At 66.1% G+C, this 15,663-nt stretch carries 14 protein-coding genes; 10 read left to right on the top strand and 4 right to left on the bottom strand.

Annotation, left to right across the window (positions count from 1 at the left end; all coding sequences use genetic code 11):
- Positions 1-32: 32 nt before the first annotated feature.
- Entirely contained in the window at positions 33-2,792 is a 2,760-nt protein-coding gene (locus AAEO60_RS15300) for a [protein-PII] uridylyltransferase (protein WP_341674578.1), read from the top strand.
- Between the two features lie 3 nt (positions 2,793-2,795).
- Here AAEO60_RS15300 and AAEO60_RS15295 read toward each other — a convergent pair whose 3' ends face one another.
- Together AAEO60_RS15295 and AAEO60_RS15290 are read right to left on the bottom strand one after the other, a co-directional pair.
- On the bottom strand, positions 2,796-3,278 hold the full coding sequence (locus AAEO60_RS15295) for a hypothetical protein (RefSeq protein WP_341674577.1): 483 nt from the start codon (positions 3,276-3,278) through the stop codon (positions 2,796-2,798).
- Positions 3,279-3,337: 59 nt separating this feature from the next.
- Positions 3,338-4,015, bottom strand: coding sequence for a YggS family pyridoxal phosphate-dependent enzyme (locus tag AAEO60_RS15290; RefSeq protein WP_341674576.1), 678 nt, complete (start codon positions 4,013-4,015; stop codon positions 3,338-3,340).
- Between the two features lie 20 nt (positions 4,016-4,035).
- Between AAEO60_RS15290 and AAEO60_RS15285 the strand changes: the two genes are divergently transcribed.
- The 4 genes from AAEO60_RS15285 to AAEO60_RS15270 all read left to right on the top strand — a co-directional run bounded on the left by AAEO60_RS15285 (position 4,036) and on the right by AAEO60_RS15270 (position 9,280).
- A complete protein-coding gene (locus AAEO60_RS15285) occupies positions 4,036-4,572 on the top strand; it encodes a thiamine phosphate synthase (RefSeq protein ID WP_341674575.1) in 537 nt (178 codons plus the stop codon).
- Positions 4,573-4,646: 74 nt separating this feature from the next.
- Positions 4,647-6,995: an FtsK/SpoIIIE family DNA translocase gene (locus tag AAEO60_RS15280; RefSeq protein WP_341674574.1), complete on the top strand. Its 2,349-nt coding sequence runs from the start codon at positions 4,647-4,649 to the stop codon at positions 6,993-6,995.
- 109 nt (positions 6,996-7,104) lie between these two features.
- Positions 7,105-8,562, top strand: coding sequence for an arylsulfatase (locus AAEO60_RS15275; RefSeq protein WP_341674573.1), 1,458 nt, complete (start codon positions 7,105-7,107; stop codon positions 8,560-8,562).
- A gap of 103 nt (positions 8,563-8,665) precedes the next feature.
- Complete coding sequence (locus tag AAEO60_RS15270) at positions 8,666-9,280, top strand: hypothetical protein (RefSeq protein ID WP_341674572.1); 615 nt, start codon at positions 8,666-8,668, stop codon at positions 9,278-9,280.
- Positions 9,281-9,295: 15 nt separating this feature from the next.
- Here the strand turns inward: AAEO60_RS15270 and AAEO60_RS15265 are convergent, their stop codons facing one another.
- Positions 9,296-9,730 (bottom strand): RrF2 family transcriptional regulator, encoded by a 435-nt coding sequence (locus AAEO60_RS15265; protein ID WP_341674571.1) that lies wholly within the window; start codon positions 9,728-9,730, stop codon positions 9,296-9,298.
- Between the two features lie 81 nt (positions 9,731-9,811).
- Between AAEO60_RS15265 and AAEO60_RS15260 the strand changes: the two genes are divergently transcribed.
- From AAEO60_RS15260 to AAEO60_RS15250, 3 genes are read left to right on the top strand one after another with little or no spacing between them, the layout of a single operon-like run.
- A complete protein-coding gene (locus AAEO60_RS15260; RefSeq protein ID WP_341674570.1) occupies positions 9,812-10,297 on the top strand; it encodes a group III truncated hemoglobin in 486 nt (161 codons plus the stop codon).
- Positions 10,290-10,748, top strand: a complete 459-nt coding sequence (locus AAEO60_RS15255) for a hypothetical protein (RefSeq protein ID WP_341674569.1) — start codon at positions 10,290-10,292, stop codon at positions 10,746-10,748. The genes AAEO60_RS15260 and AAEO60_RS15255 overlap by 8 nt, the downstream gene beginning before the upstream one ends.
- Positions 10,745-11,056 (top strand): TehB-like domain-containing protein, encoded by a 312-nt coding sequence (locus tag AAEO60_RS15250; RefSeq protein WP_341674568.1) that lies wholly within the window; start codon positions 10,745-10,747, stop codon positions 11,054-11,056. The genes AAEO60_RS15255 and AAEO60_RS15250 overlap by 4 nt, the downstream gene beginning before the upstream one ends.
- Before the next feature lie 16 nt (positions 11,057-11,072).
- Here AAEO60_RS15250 and AAEO60_RS15245 read toward each other — a convergent pair whose 3' ends face one another.
- On the bottom strand, positions 11,073-12,683 hold the full coding sequence (locus tag AAEO60_RS15245; RefSeq protein ID WP_341674567.1) for a DUF6351 family protein: 1,611 nt from the start codon (positions 12,681-12,683) through the stop codon (positions 11,073-11,075).
- 109 nt (positions 12,684-12,792) lie between these two features.
- Here AAEO60_RS15245 and AAEO60_RS15240 point away from each other — a divergent pair, with 109 nt between their 5' ends.
- Both AAEO60_RS15240 and AAEO60_RS15235 read left to right on the top strand, forming a co-directional pair.
- The gene (locus AAEO60_RS15240) at positions 12,793-14,244 is read left to right on the top strand and encodes a helicase HerA domain-containing protein (protein WP_341674709.1); all 1,452 of its coding nucleotides are present in this window, start codon (positions 12,793-12,795) and stop codon (positions 14,242-14,244) included.
- A gap of 105 nt (positions 14,245-14,349) precedes the next feature.
- Positions 14,350-15,582 carry an SGNH/GDSL hydrolase family protein gene (locus AAEO60_RS15235; protein WP_341674566.1) on the top strand — a complete coding sequence of 411 codons (1,233 nt, stop codon included), beginning with the start codon at positions 14,350-14,352 and terminating at the stop codon, positions 15,580-15,582.
- Positions 15,583-15,663 lie beyond the last annotated feature (81 nt).

The following is a 15,663-nucleotide window of genomic DNA, read 5'->3' as shown; positions in this document are numbered from 1 at the left end:
AATGCAGCATGGCTGCGCCTATTCCCCGGCTCGTGAGCCTGCCCCGTATCCCCCGCCAGCGCGCGATCGTTTCGCGCCGAGACCTGTCCGCCGCAATTGACAAGGTCGTCGCCGACAAAGGTGCCGTCACTGGCCGGCAGGACATTGTCGACCTGCTGCGCCAGGCGTTGCAGGACGGGCGCAAGGAGCTGCTCGACCGGCTGCTGAAGAAGCCCGGATCGGGGCACGAGAGCGCGCACGGCCACGCGTTCCTGATCGACCAGGTCATCCGCGTGGTGCACGACCACGTGATCGAGGATGTCTATCCCGCCGCCAACCGCAGCAAGGGCGAACGCCTCGCGCTGATCGCCGTCGGCGGCTACGGGCGCGGCGAGATGTCGCCCTTCTCCGACGTCGACATTGCCTTCGTCACCCCGGACAAACCCACTTCCTGGTGCGAACAGGTGATCGAGGCGATCCTCTATTACCTGTGGGACCTCGGCCTCACCGTCGGCCATTCCAGCCGCTCGCTGACCGAGATGGTGCGCATGGCCAAGGAAGACCTGACCATCCGCACCGCCTTGCTGGAGGGGCGCTTCCTGTGGGGCGACCAGGGGGTCTACGAATCCGCTTCCAAGCGCTTCTGGAGCGAAGTGGTGCCCGGCACCGAAAGCCAGTTCGTCAGCGAAAAGCTGGCAGAGCGCGACGCCCGGCACAAGCGCATGGGCGACAGCCGCTATGTCGTCGAACCCAATGTGAAGGACGGCAAGGGCGGCCTGCGCGACCTGCAGACGCTCTACTGGATCGGCAAGTATGTCCACCGCGTGAAAAGCGCTGCCGAACTGGTCGACAAGGGGCTGTTCACGGCCAAGGAATACCGCAGCTTCCGCCGCGCCGAAGGTTTCCTGCTGGCGGTGCGCGCGCACCTGCACACCATCGCCAAGCGCGGCGAGGACCGCCTGACCTTCGACCTGCAGCGCGAGGTCGCGGCGCGGATGAATTACGCCGACCGCCCCGGCAAGAGCGCGGTCGAACGCTTCATGCAGTTCTACTTCCTGCAGGTGAAGCACGTCGGCCACCTGACCGGCGTCTTCCTCGCCCACCTCGAAGAGGAAACCCAGTCGCGCAGCCGGATCAGCGAGTTCTTTTCCTCCTTCCGCGCGACCAGGACCGTCGGCGACTATCCGGTGGAAAACGACAAGATCGCGGCGCCCTCGGAGGACTGGTTCAAGGAAGACCCGGTGCGGATGCTGGAGGTCTATGCCGTTGCGGAACGCGAAGGGCTGGAAGTGCACCCCTCCACCAGCCGGGCCCTGCGCCGCGATGCCGCGCTCATCGATTCTGCCGTGCGCAAGAACCCTCGGGCCAATGAGCTGTTCCTCGAAGTGCTGGCGGGCAAGCGCGATCCGGAAACCGTGCTGCGCTGGATGAACGAGACCGGCGTCTTCGGCCGCTTCCTGCCCGACTTCGCCAAGGTCAACGCGCAGATGCAGTTCGACATGTACCATCACTATACGGTGGACGAACACACCATCCGCGCGATCGGGCTGCTCAGCGAGATCGAACGCGGTGCCTTGCGTGACGACCATCCGCTGGCCAGCGACATGCTGCCCAAGATCGCCAACCGGCGCGTGCTCTATGTCGCCGTGCTGCTGCACGACATCGCCAAGGGCCGCGGCGGGGATCACTCGGTGCTGGGCGCCGAAGTCGCCCGGCGCGTCTGCCCGCGGCTGGGGCTGGACGAAGGGGAGACCGAACTCGTCGCCTGGCTGGTGCGCTATCACCTGTTGATGAGCGCGACCTCATTCAAGCGCGACCTGTCAGACCCCAAGACCATCGCCGATTTCGTGGCCGAAGTGCAGAGCCTCGAACGCCTGCGCCTGCTGACCGTGCTCACCATCGTCGATATTCGCGCGGTCGGCCCGGGCATCTGGAACTCGTGGAAGCGCCAGCTGATCGGCGACCTTTACGAAAGCTCGGTCGAACGGCTGCGGCTGGGCCACAAGGCGCACGGCCGCGAGGAACGGATCGCCGCAAAGAAGGCCGCCGTGGCGGAATTGCTGGGCGACAAGGCACACCTGGTCGAGGAACTCGACGACCGCTTCGACGATGCCTACTGGATCGCCGAGCCGGAAGACGTGATCGCGCTCAACCTGCCGCACTATGCCGCCGCCCGGCGACTGGAGCACGCGCTGTCGATCCATACCGAGTTTTATCCGGCACTCGGCGCCACGCTGGTGACGGTAATCGGCACCGACCACCCGGGCCTGTTCTTCCGCGTCGCCGGGGCCATCCACCTGGCCGGCGGCAACATCATCGACGCGCGCATCCACACCAACCGCGTGGGCAAGGCGGTCGACAATTTCCTGGTGCAGGACCCGATGGGCAAGCCCTTCAGCGAGCCGCAACAGCTCGCCCGGCTGAAGAAGTCGATCGAGGATGCCCTGCTCAACAAGATCGACATGGTGCCGAGCCTCGCCAAGCGGCCGCTCAAGCAGACCCGCGCCGAGGCCTTCCAGATCGCTCCGGTGATCCTGTTCGACAACGATGCCTCGAACCGCTTCACGGTGATCGAAGTCAACGCGACCGACCGGCCCGCGCTGCTCAACCGACTGACCCGCGCCATGTTCGAGCAGAGCCTGATCATCAATTCGGCGCACATCACCCAGTACGGCGAGCGCGCGGTCGACACCTTCTATGTGACCGACCTGCTGGGCGACAAGATCGTGACGCAGGAACGGCTCGACAAGGTCGAAGCGGCACTGCGCGACGCCATCGCGGCGGGTGAGCCGGGCCTGGCGGCGGCGGAATAGCGCCTAGTTCATTCGCTCCACGCGCAGGTAGCCGGTGCGGCCCTCGAAGCGCATCTCGTAGACTCCGCTCCAGTGCCGCGAGATCGTGGCCGACCAGCCTTCGCGAACCCGGTTGCGCAGGGTGGACCCGCTGACCTCGCGCCACAGCTGGCCGTTGTCGAGCAGCAGCACCTGCGACCGGCGCGCACCCTGCAGGATCTCGCTGACAGTGGCGGTGACGGTGATCTCCTCGTCGGTGCGTTCGACGATGCGGTCCTCGTCGCGGAAGCCGAAGACTTCCTCCACCGCAGCCTCGCGCTCTTCCACCTGTTCGGCGATCACCACCCGCTGGCTGGCATAGGTGCTGTCAAAGCAGGCAAGCCGCGCGGCATCGTCGGTCATGGCCGCGCAGGGGGCATAGGGATCGTTCTCGTCCTGCGCCTGTGCGGGGATCGCGACGAGCGCGAGCAGCGGCAATGCGAGAGCGGTGGCGGTGAGGCGGAGCATGGGCATATCCTTGAGAGATTTCTTCCAGCCTTTTCGGGCCGACGGGGTGGCGACGTCAACTACTCCCTTGCGCCGAACAGCGCCGTGCCCACGCGCACGTGGGTCGCGCCGAGCATGATCGCGGTGGGGAAGTCGCCGCTCATGCCCATGGAGCGGCCGTCCAGCCCATGGTCGTCCGCCAGCTTGGCCATCAGCGCGAAGTAGGGCGCGGGCTCGATGCCGAAGGGGGGCACACACATCAGGCCGGCGAGCGGGATTTCGGCATCGCGCGCCTGCTGCAGCAGCGCGGGCAGGTCCTTGATCGCGCAGCCGCCCTTCTGTTCTTCCTCGCCCACGTCGACCTGCACGAAACACGGCACCTGCTTGCCCGCCTTGTCGAAGGCCTTGGCCAGCGCCTTCACCAGACTCGGCCGGTCGAGCGAGTGGATCGCGTCGAACAGTTGCACGGCGTCCTCGGCCTTGTTCGATTGCAGCTGGCCGACGAGGTGGAGTTCGATATCCGGATATTGCTCGCGCAACTGCGGCCACTTGCCCTGTGCTTCCTGTACGCGGTTTTCGCCGAATACGCGCTGGCCGGCATCGAGCAGTGGCACGATTTCGTCAGCAGGATGGGTCTTGCTGATGGCGACCAGCGTGACATCGGCCGGTTCGCGCCGGGCGATCTTGCAGGCCTTGGCGATCTGCGCCTGCACTTCGGCGAGGCGTTCGGTTGCAGTCATGGTGGAATTGGCAGTCATGCCCGCGCTATAGCGGGGCCATGAGCGCTTTCCAGTCCCTTCCCCGCCTGTGGCTGCTGTCCGACGAGCGCAACGATGGGGTGCTGGATGCGCGACTGGCGGGTTTCCGCGAGCCGGTGGGGTTCGTCTACCGGCACTATCACCTTGCCACGGCAGAGCGGGTGGCACGCTTCTTCGATCTGCAGCGGATTGCGCGAAGGTGCGGTCACCTCGTGATCCTGTCTGACAGCGCGCTGACCGCACGCGAATGGGGCGCGGACGGGATCTACGGCGCGCCGCTGTCCTTGTATCCGCGCCGCCGCGACCTGCTGCAGATTGCCACGGCGCACGACATGCGCGAGATCGCGCAGGCCAACCGGATCGAGGCGGATGCGGTCATGCTTTCGCCGGTCTTCCCGACCCGCTCGCATCCCGGCGCGCCCGCGCTCGGCGCCGCACGCTTCCGCACTCTGGCCAGCCATGCGCAGATGCCGGTGATCGCCTTGGGCGGGATGACGACCGCGAACGCCTCCCGCCTCGGTTGGGGCACCTGGGCCGCCATCGACGGGCTGAGCTGAAAAGCAAACAACATTGACCCGCGAGTCTCGCTGTGGGATTCTTCGCACCGGGACGCAGGAAACAGGAGCAGCACATGGCCACACGGGCCGCCAAACAGGGCGCGGACTGGCGCGCCGCCTTCCGGCGTTCGCTGGCGCGCTCCGCGCAGCTGACGGGCGCCGTGCTGCTGTTCGCCTTCACCGTTTTCCTCGCGCTGGCCCTGATCAGTTACGAACAGACCGACCCCTCGCTGTCGACCGCCGCCGGTGACGTGATCGACAACTGGATGGGCCGTTCCGGCGCCTATGCCGCCGACCTCGCGCTGACCTCCTTTGGCTGGGTTTCGGTGCTGTTCCTGCCGCTCACCTATGTCTTCGGGCGCAAGCTGTGGCGCGATGCCGATGCGGATGAGCATTGGGACGGCAAGTGGTGGCGCGCGGTCGCAGTGCTGCTGCTGGCCATGGTACTGCTGAGCACGGCCTTCTCGCTGGTGACGGACCCCAGCCGCCACAACTGGCCTGCCGGGTTCGGCGGCCTGGCCGGACTGCTGGGTGCAGGCGGGCTCGAAGCGCTGGCCGGGCTGCTGCCCGAGGGCGGACAGTTCTGGGGCATGCTCGCGGGCGGGCTTGCCTGCCTTGCTGGTGGCGCCGTGCTGGCCGGACGCGTCTTTGCGGTCGACTGGGCCAGCCTACTGACCGTGCCCGACTGGGCGGGCGCCCTGCCCAGACTCACCGGTTCGGCTAATCCGTTCAAGCCTAGCGAACCAAAACGGCGACAGGGGCGTCGCCCCAAGGCAGGCGATGACGAGGACGAGAGCGCCCAGGTCATGCCGATTTCCGACCGCAAGCCGCCGCAAATCGTCGATCCCGCCGCTCCCGCGCGCCGCGCCACGCCCAAGCCGAAAAAGCAGCAGAAGGACCTGTTTGCCGAGTTCGAACTCCCCAGCCTCGACCTGCTCGAACCGGCCGATACCAGCCATGCGCCACCGCTTGACAAGCTGGCGCTGGAACGCAACGCTCGCCTGCTGGAAACCGTGCTCGACGACTTCAACGTCAAGGGCGAGATCACCGCGGTGAAGACCGGCCCGGTGGTCACCACTTACGAGCTGGAGCCCGCGCCCGGCGTCAAGGCCAGCCGCGTTGTCGGCCTGGCCGAGGACATTGCCCGCAACATGAGCGCGATCAGCGCCCGCGTCGCCCCCATCCCCGGCACCACGGTGATGGGCATCGAACTGCCCAACGCCGAACGCCAGACGGTGAATTTCCGCGAGATGGTGGAAAGCGAGGCCTTCGCCGACGCCAAGGGCAACCTGCCGATCATCCTCGGCAAGAACATTGCCGGTGAACCGATCGTGGCAGACCTTGCGGCCATGCCGCACCTGCTGGTGGCGGGCACCACCGGCTCGGGCAAGTCGGTCGGCCTCAACACCATCCTGCTGAGCCTGCTCTACCGCTTCACGCCCGAGGAATGCCGCCTGATCCTGATCGATCCCAAGGTGCTGGAACTCAAGAGCTACGAGCATATCCCGCACCTGCTGGCCGAAGTCGTCACCGAGCCGCCCAAGGCCGTGCGCGCGCTCAAGTGGGCGGTCGAGGAGATGGAGCGCCGGTACCGCATGATGAGCGACGTCGGCGCGCGCAACCTGCAGGGCTTCAACGAGCGTGTCCGCGCCGCCGCTGCCAAGGGCAAGCCGCTGCAGCGCACGGTGCAGACCGGCTTCGACCCGGAAACCGGCGAGGCGATCATCGAGGAAGAACTGCTCGAATTCGAGGTCATGCCGCAGATCGTGGTGATCGTCGACGAGCTGGCTGACCTGATGCTGGTGGTGGGCAAGGAGATCGAAGGCATGCTCCAGCGCCTGTGCCAGAAGAGCCGCGCGGCAGGCATCCACGTCATCACCGCCACCCAGCGACCCTCGGTCGACGTCATCACCGGCGTGATCAAGGCCAACCTGCCCACGCGCATCAGCTTTGCCGTCTCCAGCCGCATCGACAGCCGCACGATCATCGGCGAGCAGGGCGCCGAACAGCTGCTGGGCAAGGGTGACATGCTCTACAAGCCGCTGTCGGGCACGCTGACCCGCGTGCACGGACCCTTCGTCTCGGACCACGAGGTGGAACGGGTCGCCGAACACTGGCGCAGCCAGGGCGAGCCAGCCTATATCGATTCCGTCACCGAGGAGCCCGAGGACGGCGGCGGTTTCGGCTTCGACGACGACATGACCGCGTCCGACAGCCCCGAAGAGCGCAAGTACCGCCAGGCCATCCAGATCGTCTGCGAGAACCAGAAGGCCTCGGGCTCGTGGCTGCAGCGCCAGCTGGGCGTGGGCTACAACACCGCCGCCAAGCTGATCGAGCGGATGGAGGAGGACGGCATCGTCGGCCCCGCCAACCACGTCGGCCGCCGCGAAATCTACCGCGACCGGGACGGCAACCCGCTCTGATCGCTGCCTGTCGCGCGACCGCGACCGGCGGGCCTGGGGTCTTCACCCGATAGTCTGCGGCAGCAGAATGCGTTTTCCTCGCCAGGTTCCAAGCGAGGAGAATCCTGTCATGGCGAAGACCAAGAAGCCCAATATCCTGATCATCTGGGGAGACGATGTCGGGATGTGGAATCTCAGCTGCTATCATCGCGGGATGATGGGCGGCTCCACCCCCAATATCGACAGGATCGCGGAACGCGGCATGATCTTCATGGATCACTACGCGCAGGCTTCCTGCACCGCCGGGCGCGCCGCCTTCATCACCGGGCAGTATCCGATCCGCGTCGGCCTCAGCACGGTCGGGCTGCCCGGTTCGCCGCTGGGATTGCAGAAGGAGGACCCGACCCTCGCCGAACTGCTCAAGCCGCACGGCTATGCGACCGGCCAGTTCGGCAAGAACCATCTCGGCGATCTCGACGAGCACCTGCCCACGGTGCACGGCTTCGACGAGTTCTTCGGCATCCTCTATCACCTCAATGCCGGGGAATATCCGGAGCAATACGACTACCCGAAGGACGATCCCGCCTTCGCCCAGCGCGGCGTGATCCATTCATGGGCCGACGGCAAGGGTGGCCAGAAGGTCGAGGACAAGGGCGGCTTCGGACGCGAACGCCAGCGTCATCTCGACGACGAGATCATGGTCGAGTCCAAGCGCTTCATCCGCGAGCAGGCGGAAGCCGGAACGCCATTCTTCGTCTGGCACAACACCACGCGCATGCACTACCGGACCAACCTGCCGCCCGAATATGACGGGGCCACCGGCTACGGCCTCTACGCCGACGGCATGAAGCAGCTCGACGACCATGTCGGCGAACTGCTCGACCTGCTGGACGAACTGGGCATCGCCGACGACACGATGGTGATGTTCTCGACCGACAACGGTGCCGCCTCGAACAGCTGGCCCGATGGCGGCAACCAGCCGTTCCGCGGAGAAAAGGGCGTGGGCGGATATGAAGGCGGCTTCCGCGTGCCGATGGTGGTCAGCTGGCCGGGCAAGATACCCGCAGGCGTCAGCACCGGCGAGTTCATGACCATGGAGGACTGGATCCCGACGATCATGTCGGTCCTCGGCGAGCCCGAACTGAAGGCCGAACTGCTCGAGGGCAAGACGGTGGGAGACCGGACCTACACGGTCCATCTCGACGGCTACGACCAGACCCAACTGCTCGCCGGCGAGGGCAATTCCGCTCGCAAGGAGTTCTACTACTTCACCGAAACCACGCTCCACGGCATCCGGTTCGGCGACTGGAAATTCCAGTTCAAGGACCAGGACAAGTGGTTCAACGGCGTGCAGGAGCAGATGACCACCCCCTTCATCACCAATCTCAAGCTCGACCCGTTCGAGCGTTTCCACGAAGCGCGCGGCTATGACGAATGGCAGGAGAACCATTCCTGGACGCTCGGCAAGGCGGCGGAGAAGGTGTCGGCCTTCATGAAGACGCTGGTGGAATATCCGCCGCGGATGAAGAGCTTCGACCTCGATGTCGATGCGATGGTGGCGGAGGCGTCCAGCTCGCAGGCGCGATAGCTGCCGGGCGCCGTCGCCCGTTGGCAATCGCGACGGGCACGAAGTTGCCTTTCCCGCCCCTGTCCGCTGTGGCATCCTCTCCTGCAAAAGGAGAGGATCGCCAATGCCCAGCAAGTACGAACGCGAAGTCTACGACTGCATGAACCCGACGCTCGAGCTGCTCGAGAAGACCGAGAACCCGCACCACCGCGCGATCCTGAAGAACTATTGCCGCCACGTGCACCTCGAAGGCGCGGCCATGTTCGAGGAAATTACCGCGCCCGACATGATGGCCGACGATCCGGTCTATCACATCACCTGGGGCGACAACCCGTTCCAGGTGAAGGGGCGCAAGGGGGTGTACGATTTCTACAGCGGCATTGGCGACATCGTGCTGTGGAACTCGGGCGACAAGATTGCCGTGGCCGACTGGGGCATCGCCGACGAGATGTGGTTCCACCAGATGTCGACCGGCGCCGAGCTGAAGAAGCTGGGCCACAAGGCGGAGAAGGACGACGGCCTCTACCTCGTCGACAGCCTGCAGGCCTTCATCTGGCCCTACGACGAGAACGCCCTGCTCAAGGGCGAACACCTCTACGAGGACAAGTCCACACTGACGATCCGCGAGATCGACCCGGCCGATTACATGACGCCCGAACGCGTGCGCGAGATCCACCGCGAATGCCTGGCTGACCTGGAAGAACGCTGGGGTCCGGAATACTGGGTCTACCGGCCCTGAGGCAGGGTCGGACCGTCAGGCAGTCGCGGCGAGCAGGCGCTGCCTGATTGCATCGGGCTTGCGGGCAATGTCCGCGAGGGTGAACCGGTCGAGGTGGGCGAGGAAGGCCTCCAGGGCACCGCCCAGCGCCGGTTTCAGGCCGCAAGCGCCGTCGATCGTGCAGGCGGCCTCGCCGCCCATGCAGGCAACGAAGCCTTCGAAACGCTCGAACTCGCGCACGACCGCCCCGACATTGATTGCCTCGGGCGGGCGGGCCAGCTGCATGCCCCCGCTCCGGCCACGCGTCGTCTGGACGAGGCCGGCGGCGTTGAGCTGCTGCGCGACCTTGGCGAGGTGGTTGCGGGAAATGCCGTAATGCTCGGCCATCCAGTCGACCGAGAGGATCCCGTCGGTCGAAGCCAGCGCCATCAGCATCCGCAGGGCATAGTCGGTCTTGAGGCTCAACTGCATTAAAATATGCATACAAGATATTGCTTTTATCGGCAAGGTGGCTAATTAGGTATTACAAATACCGATATATGAGTCGCACCAATGCCCGCCACAGAGAAAATCCGCCCGCCCCAAGATCATGCCGCGCAGGCCCGACTGGCCAAACGTGCAGCTGCCGAGGCCATCGGGATCGATGACACCTTCATCTCCACCATGGTCGAGCAGTTCTACGCCGCCATTCGCGCGGACGACCTGCTCGGCCCGATCTTCGCCGAGCGGATTGCCGACTGGCCGCCGCACCTTGCCCGGATGAAGCAGTTCTGGCGCTCGGTGCTGCACAACAGCGGCGAGTTTTCCGGCAACCCGATGGTCAAGCACATCGCCATCCCCGGCCTCACGGAGAAGCATTTCAGCCGCTGGCTGGAGCTCTTTTACGCCAACCTCCGCCAGCTGCAGGCAGAACCCCGGGCCGTGCAGCTGGTGGGGGACCGCGCACGCATGATCGCCGACAGCCTGCTCACCGGCATTGCCATCGACCGGGACGGCATTGGCGGCGCCAAGGAAGGAAGGAACCTGCCCCATGTTTGACTACCAGACCGAACGCTACGAACTCGAGCTCGCAAGTCCGCTTGTCGACCTGTTGCCAGACAGCGAGAGCGCCCCGCCCAAGCCGGACGCGGTCCAGCCGGAGGCGCGCGGGTTCGAGCTTCCCGCCCGGATCTGGCTGGCGATGGTTGCTTGCTACGGTCTGTTCCTCGCCAGCATGGTCGCCGCCCTGGGCTCGAGCGGGAAAGCCCTGCTCTCGATCGCCGTCTCGATCGTCTACGTCACGGTCTTCTTTGCCGTCAGCCGCATCATGGTGGCGCAGAACCCCGGCCGCGCGCCTTCGCCGCTCGATCGCGACGGCTTCCTGATGACCCATTTCGGACCGATGGACCGCAAGGCCGTCTACGGCCAGATCCTCGTCGTCCCCCTCGCCGTGGCGCTGTTCGGCATGACGGTGGCAGCAATCATCGTGCTGCGCGGAGGCATGGGGTGAACGCGATCTCCGCCGGACAGCGCTTTGCCGCCCCCGAGGCCGCGCGGGCCTATCGCAGCATCGGTCCGTTCGACGCCGATAGCCTGCCCGCCGGACTCCTGCGCGAACACCGGCTCAAGCAAGGCACCTGGGCGCGACTGACCGTGCTGTGGGGACGGATCGGTTTCGCCTGGGATGATGGCGAGAGCGACGGCGAAGTCATCGTTCTCCAGGCCAATGACACCATCGACGTCCCGCCCGTGATCCCGCACCATCTCGAGAGCCAGGGCGAGGAATTCCGCCTCGCGATCGAATTCCTCGCCGAATAGGCGCTCTTGCCCGCCCTCAACTTTCCGGCATGCGGCACTCGTAGCTGCTTTCGACAAGCTGCGGGCCACCGGTGTAATGCGCGCTGGACGGCCAAGGGCACAGCGGCATGGTGTCATCGCCACCGGTGGATCGCCTTGCGGGGATCGCCGCCGGCGCTTCCTCGCTTTCGACCCAGTCCACCAGCGGGCCGAGCATGTCGAAATTGTCGAAGGCATTGCCGCCCCGGCAGTGCAGCATGCCCGGCACCATGTAGAAGCGCGCGGCATCGTCCCACGTCTCGGCACCGTTGGCGGAGCGGGCGCGGTTGAAATAGTCGAGCGTGTCGAAGGCGCTGAACCACGGGTCCGATACGCCGTGGAAGTACATCAGCTTCGATCCGCGGCCGAGGTAGGTGGAGAGGTTGGTCCAGTAAGGCGTGTCGGTGAGCCGGCCCGCCGCATCCCAGCGGATGTCATGCACGCGGGCGTCGATATCCAGCTCGCGCGCCGTGGTGGCAGGGCCGAAGGGGCTGGGCTGGCCCACGGGCAGGAAACCCGGCAGGCCCGGCCCGTCGTAGACTACGCCGGTGTCCCACGGGATAGGCACGTAGATCGGTCGCCCGGTGGCATCGCGCGGCCCCGCCATCAGCTGGCGCAGCGCGTTCACCCGGTCGGGCGCGAGGCAGCCTTCGCCATCGCTGCCCGCCTGGCATTGCATGGCATAGGGATCGAACTGCGCGTTGCAGGCCGCGACATCGGCAATCATGCCGTCGTTGATGCCGTCGAGCGCGTCGCACTGCTGGAGCAACGAGCCAAGCACTGTCGCACGCTCGTCCGCGCTGAAGCCCGCCGGTCCGGCCTCGCCAGCAGGCAGGGTGCGGTTGAGCAGCATCTGCGCCCATTCGATGCCGAGGTTGGAATAGCCCGGGCGCATGGCCGGGGCACCGATGATGATGCCGTCGAACAGTTCGGGGTAGCGCTGGCTCGCCAGCATCCCCTCGCGCCCGCCGGTGGAACAGCCGGTCATGTAGGAGTGGTGGGGTTCCTCGCCGTAATAGAGCTGGGTCAGCATCTTGCCGGTGGTGGCCACGGTGGGCACGGAGGATTCCGCGAAGTCGAGCGCGGCGCGCTGGTCATCGAAGAAGCTGCGGTCGAATCCGGCACCCTGGTGGCCGGAATCGTGGCTGATGACAGCGAACCCGCGCGCCAGCGCGGGCGTCGAGCCGGCCGCGACAGGCCCGATGGCCGGACGCACGCTGCCGTTCAGTCCGCCGCCGCCTTGCAGCAGGAACCTGCCGTTCCAGTCGCTCGGCAAACGGATCTCGAACCCGATGCCGTATTCGACGCCGCCGAAACCGGTCCGGGGGTTGATCACGCCTTCGACCAGGCAATGTTCGGGCAGCACGGGAGCCGCCTGGCCGGGAGCAGCCTCGCCCGGGCCTGCGGGAACACCAGTGGCAGAAGTGATCGTCACCAGGCCGCTCAGCGAAATACTCTCGCTGAAAGCCTCGCAGGATGCGGGAGGCCCGTCGTAGTCCAGGACCATGGCACCGGGGGAGCGCCCCGGCTGCTGCGCACCCAGCCCCGTTGGTGCCAGGATCACTGATGCACCAAGCAGGAACCGCGCAGCACTGCGTACTAATTTCATGACGAACCTTCCTCTCCCGTTTCAACTGGCACGCTAGACGACAACAATCGCTGGATAAACCGGTTCGCGCACCTAGGCCGAATCAGTGGCCGCCCCTAACCTCGGCCGGGTGAAAGCTGACATCGAAATCGGAAAGGACGCGCACGGCACGCCGGTGCTGGTCGACGTGGAGGAACTGCTCGCCACGCGCCTGCTGGTGCAAGGCAATTCGGGCAGCGGCAAGTCGCACCTGCTGCGCCGCCTGCTCGAACAGAGCGCGGGGCTGGTGCAGCAGATCGTCATCGATCCCGAGGGCGACTTCGTCAGCCTCGCCGACCATTTCGACCACGTCGTTGTCGAAGGGGCGAGCTATTCGCCGCGCGAGATCGAGGCGCTGGCTGGCCGCATCCGGCAGCACCGCGCCTCGGTCGTGCTGGCGCTCGAAGACCTCGAGGTCGAACAGCAGATCCGCTGCGCCGCGCAGTTTCTCACCGCGCTGTTCGATGCCCCGCGCGAACACTGGTATCCCGCGCTGGTGGTGGTCGACGAGGCGCAGATGTTCGCGCCTTCGGCTGCCGGGGAAATGGCCGAGGACACGCGCCGCATGACGCTGTCGGCCATGACCAACCTGATGTGCCGCGGGCGCAAGCGCGGCCTCGCCGGGATCGTCGCCACCCAGCGCCTCGCCAAGCTGGCCAAGAACGTCGCTGCGGAGGCCAGCAACTTCCTGATGGGCCGTACCTTCCTCGATATCGACATGCAGCGCGCGGCGGACCTGCTCGGAATGGACCGCAAGCAGGCCGAACGCATCCGTGACCTGCAACGCGGGCACTTCCTCGGACTCGGCCCCGCCGTCAGCCGCCGCCCGGTGGCCGTCCACATCGGCGAGGTGAAGACCGGCGGCAAGCATAGCGCCAGCGCGCTCACCCCGCTGCCGCAGGCCGATGCCGCCGCCATGGGCGAGCTGCTCCATGCCGACCTTGCCGAGGAAGCGGCAGAGAAGGTGCACCAGCCGCCCCCTCCCCCGCCGCCCGCACCGCCGCCGGTGGAGGAGCTGGCGCAGTCGATGGCTGCCAAGGTCGCTTCGGGCGCGGAACCGCAGGAAACGCTCTCCGCCGAAAGCACTGCGGGCGACGTCGATTCCGTGCTGCGCGACATGGCCGCCGAAGACGGCGCGACCTTCCGTCCTGCCAGCACCCTGTTCCGCGACTTCGCGACCCGCTGCCGCCAGCAAGGCGTTGCTTCCGCGCATGTCGACATGCCGACCTTCCGCCGCCTGTTCGCCTTTGCCAGCGCGGGTGTCGACCGCCTCGATGCCGCGCAGCGCGAGCGTGTCGAGGCCATGGCCGAGGGCGTGGCGGACGATGTCCTCGCGCCTTACCTCGCCATCGTGGTCTCTGCCGCACGCGGACACGGAACGCCGGACGAGGATCACCTCGCGCGGGTCTACGGCACGGCCTCGCCGGGGCGCATCCGCCGCCTGCTGGAACATCTCGAAAAGACCGGACTGATCTCCGTGCACGAGGATTTCGGCGGCGAGCGGACGATCACCGTGCCCGGCATCGAAGACGTGATGGCCTGAGGCCTTTCCTACATGCCGCTTGCCCCGCTCCAATCGCGGGTTAGGTTGCCGACTCGCAAGACCGGTCGCGCAAGAGCCGGAGATACAGCAAGAGAGGCCAACAGCATGTATTTCATCAACAAGCTCGTCATTGCCGCCGCTGCCCTGCTGCTGGCCGCACCGGCAGCCGCCGAAGACAACTGGGTCGCCAGCTGGACAGCCTCGCCGCACGCCCCGCTCGGCACCGAAGGCCCCTTTGCCGCTGCCAGCTATGACGACGTGACGATCAGCCAGGTCGTGCGGATTACCGAGGGCGGCAGCGAACTGCGAGTGCGCCTCACCAACCGCTACGGCGACCGGCCGCTGGTGATCGGCGGTGCCCGTGTCTATCGCATCTACGACGGTGGCCGGGAGATCCGCGCCAGCGGACGGCGACTGACCTTCGGCGGCGAGGAAAGCGTGGTCATTCCGCGCGGCGCGCCCTTCGTCAGCGACGTTGTCGACTTGCAGACGGAGGATTTCGACAGCCTGGTAGTGGTGCTCTACCTGCCGGAAGAAACCGGGCCCTGCACCTGTCACCTGACCGGGCTCGACACACTGTCTGTCTCGCCGCCGGGCAACCATGTCTGGGGCCAATTCGAACCGGTTTCCACCGCGCAGCACCGCGCTTTCCTTTCGGCCATCGAAGTGAATTCGGATGACGCCCTGGGCACCATCGTCGCCTTTGGCGATTCCATCACCGACGGGGTCGGCTCCACGCCCGGCGAGAACCGCCGCTGGCCGGACGTGCTGGCCGAGCGGCTGGAAGAAGCGGGAATGGAATATGCCGTCGCCAATGCCGGTATCAGCGGCAACCGCGTGCTCAGCCCCGGCATGGGGGAAAGCGCGCTCGCCCGCTTCGACGAAGACGTGCTGAGCCTGCCCAATGTCACGCACATCATCATTTTCGAAGGCGTGAACGATATCGGCAACCGCTACGGCCCGCAGCGCCCCGGCTTCCCGGGCCTGACCCTCGACCAACCCGAGATCGACGTGCAGCAGATGATCGACGGCTACCGCCAGCTGATCGCCCGCGCCCATGCCGAGGGCATCGCGGTAATCGGCGCACCCATCGGCCCCTACAAGGGTGCGAGTTACTGGAGCGAGGAAGGCGAAGCGGCGCGGCAGGCAATCAACGACTGGATTGTCAATTCGGGCGAATTCGACGCCGTGACCCGGCTCGATCTCGCCTTTGCCGATCCGGAAGACCCCACCACCATGCGCGAAGGCTATCACATGGGAGATTTCCTGCATGGCTCTGATGCCGGGCTGCGCGCCGTGGGCGAAAGCATCGACCTGTCGCTGTTCGCGCAGGAGTGACACAAGGCGCGCTTGAACGATTCATTCCAGTTGCGGCAATCTTGTTACACATGTAACGAGATTGCTCCCAAGGAGACTCGA

This window comes from Aurantiacibacter gilvus, assembly GCF_038289935.1.
Taxonomy (GTDB): Bacteria; Pseudomonadota; Alphaproteobacteria; order Sphingomonadales; family Sphingomonadaceae; genus Alteraurantiacibacter; species Alteraurantiacibacter gilvus.
This window is presented reverse-complemented; position numbering and strand designations above follow the sequence as displayed.

What these genes read in the sequence shown, in the direction of transcription:
- AAEO60_RS15280 (WP_341674574.1), top strand. Translation starts at nt 4,647, where the DNA reads ATGGCCACACGGGCCGCCAAACAGGGCGCGGACTGGCGCGCCGCCTTC.
- AAEO60_RS15275 (WP_341674573.1), top strand. Translation starts at nt 7,105, where the DNA reads ATGGCGAAGACCAAGAAGCCCAATATCCTGATCATCTGGGGAGACGAT.
- AAEO60_RS15270 (WP_341674572.1), top strand. Translation starts at nt 8,666, where the DNA reads ATGCCCAGCAAGTACGAACGCGAAGTCTACGACTGCATGAACCCGACG.
- AAEO60_RS15290 (WP_341674576.1), bottom strand. Translation starts at nt 4,015, where the DNA reads ATGACTGCCAATTCCACCATGACTGCAACCGAACGCCTCGCCGAAGTG.
- AAEO60_RS15295 (WP_341674577.1), bottom strand. Translation starts at nt 3,278, where the DNA reads ATGCTCCGCCTCACCGCCACCGCTCTCGCATTGCCGCTGCTCGCGCTC.
- AAEO60_RS15235 (WP_341674566.1), top strand. Translation starts at nt 14,350, where the DNA reads ATGTATTTCATCAACAAGCTCGTCATTGCCGCCGCTGCCCTGCTGCTG.
- AAEO60_RS15265 (WP_341674571.1), bottom strand. Translation starts at nt 9,730, where the DNA reads ATGCAGTTGAGCCTCAAGACCGACTATGCCCTGCGGATGCTGATGGCG.
- AAEO60_RS15285 (WP_341674575.1), top strand. Translation starts at nt 4,036, where the DNA reads ATGAGCGCTTTCCAGTCCCTTCCCCGCCTGTGGCTGCTGTCCGACGAG.
- AAEO60_RS15245 (WP_341674567.1), bottom strand. Translation starts at nt 12,683, where the DNA reads ATGAAATTAGTACGCAGTGCTGCGCGGTTCCTGCTTGGTGCATCAGTG.
- AAEO60_RS15255 (WP_341674569.1), top strand. Translation starts at nt 10,290, where the DNA reads ATGTTTGACTACCAGACCGAACGCTACGAACTCGAGCTCGCAAGTCCG.
- AAEO60_RS15260 (WP_341674570.1), top strand. Translation starts at nt 9,812, where the DNA reads ATGCCCGCCACAGAGAAAATCCGCCCGCCCCAAGATCATGCCGCGCAG.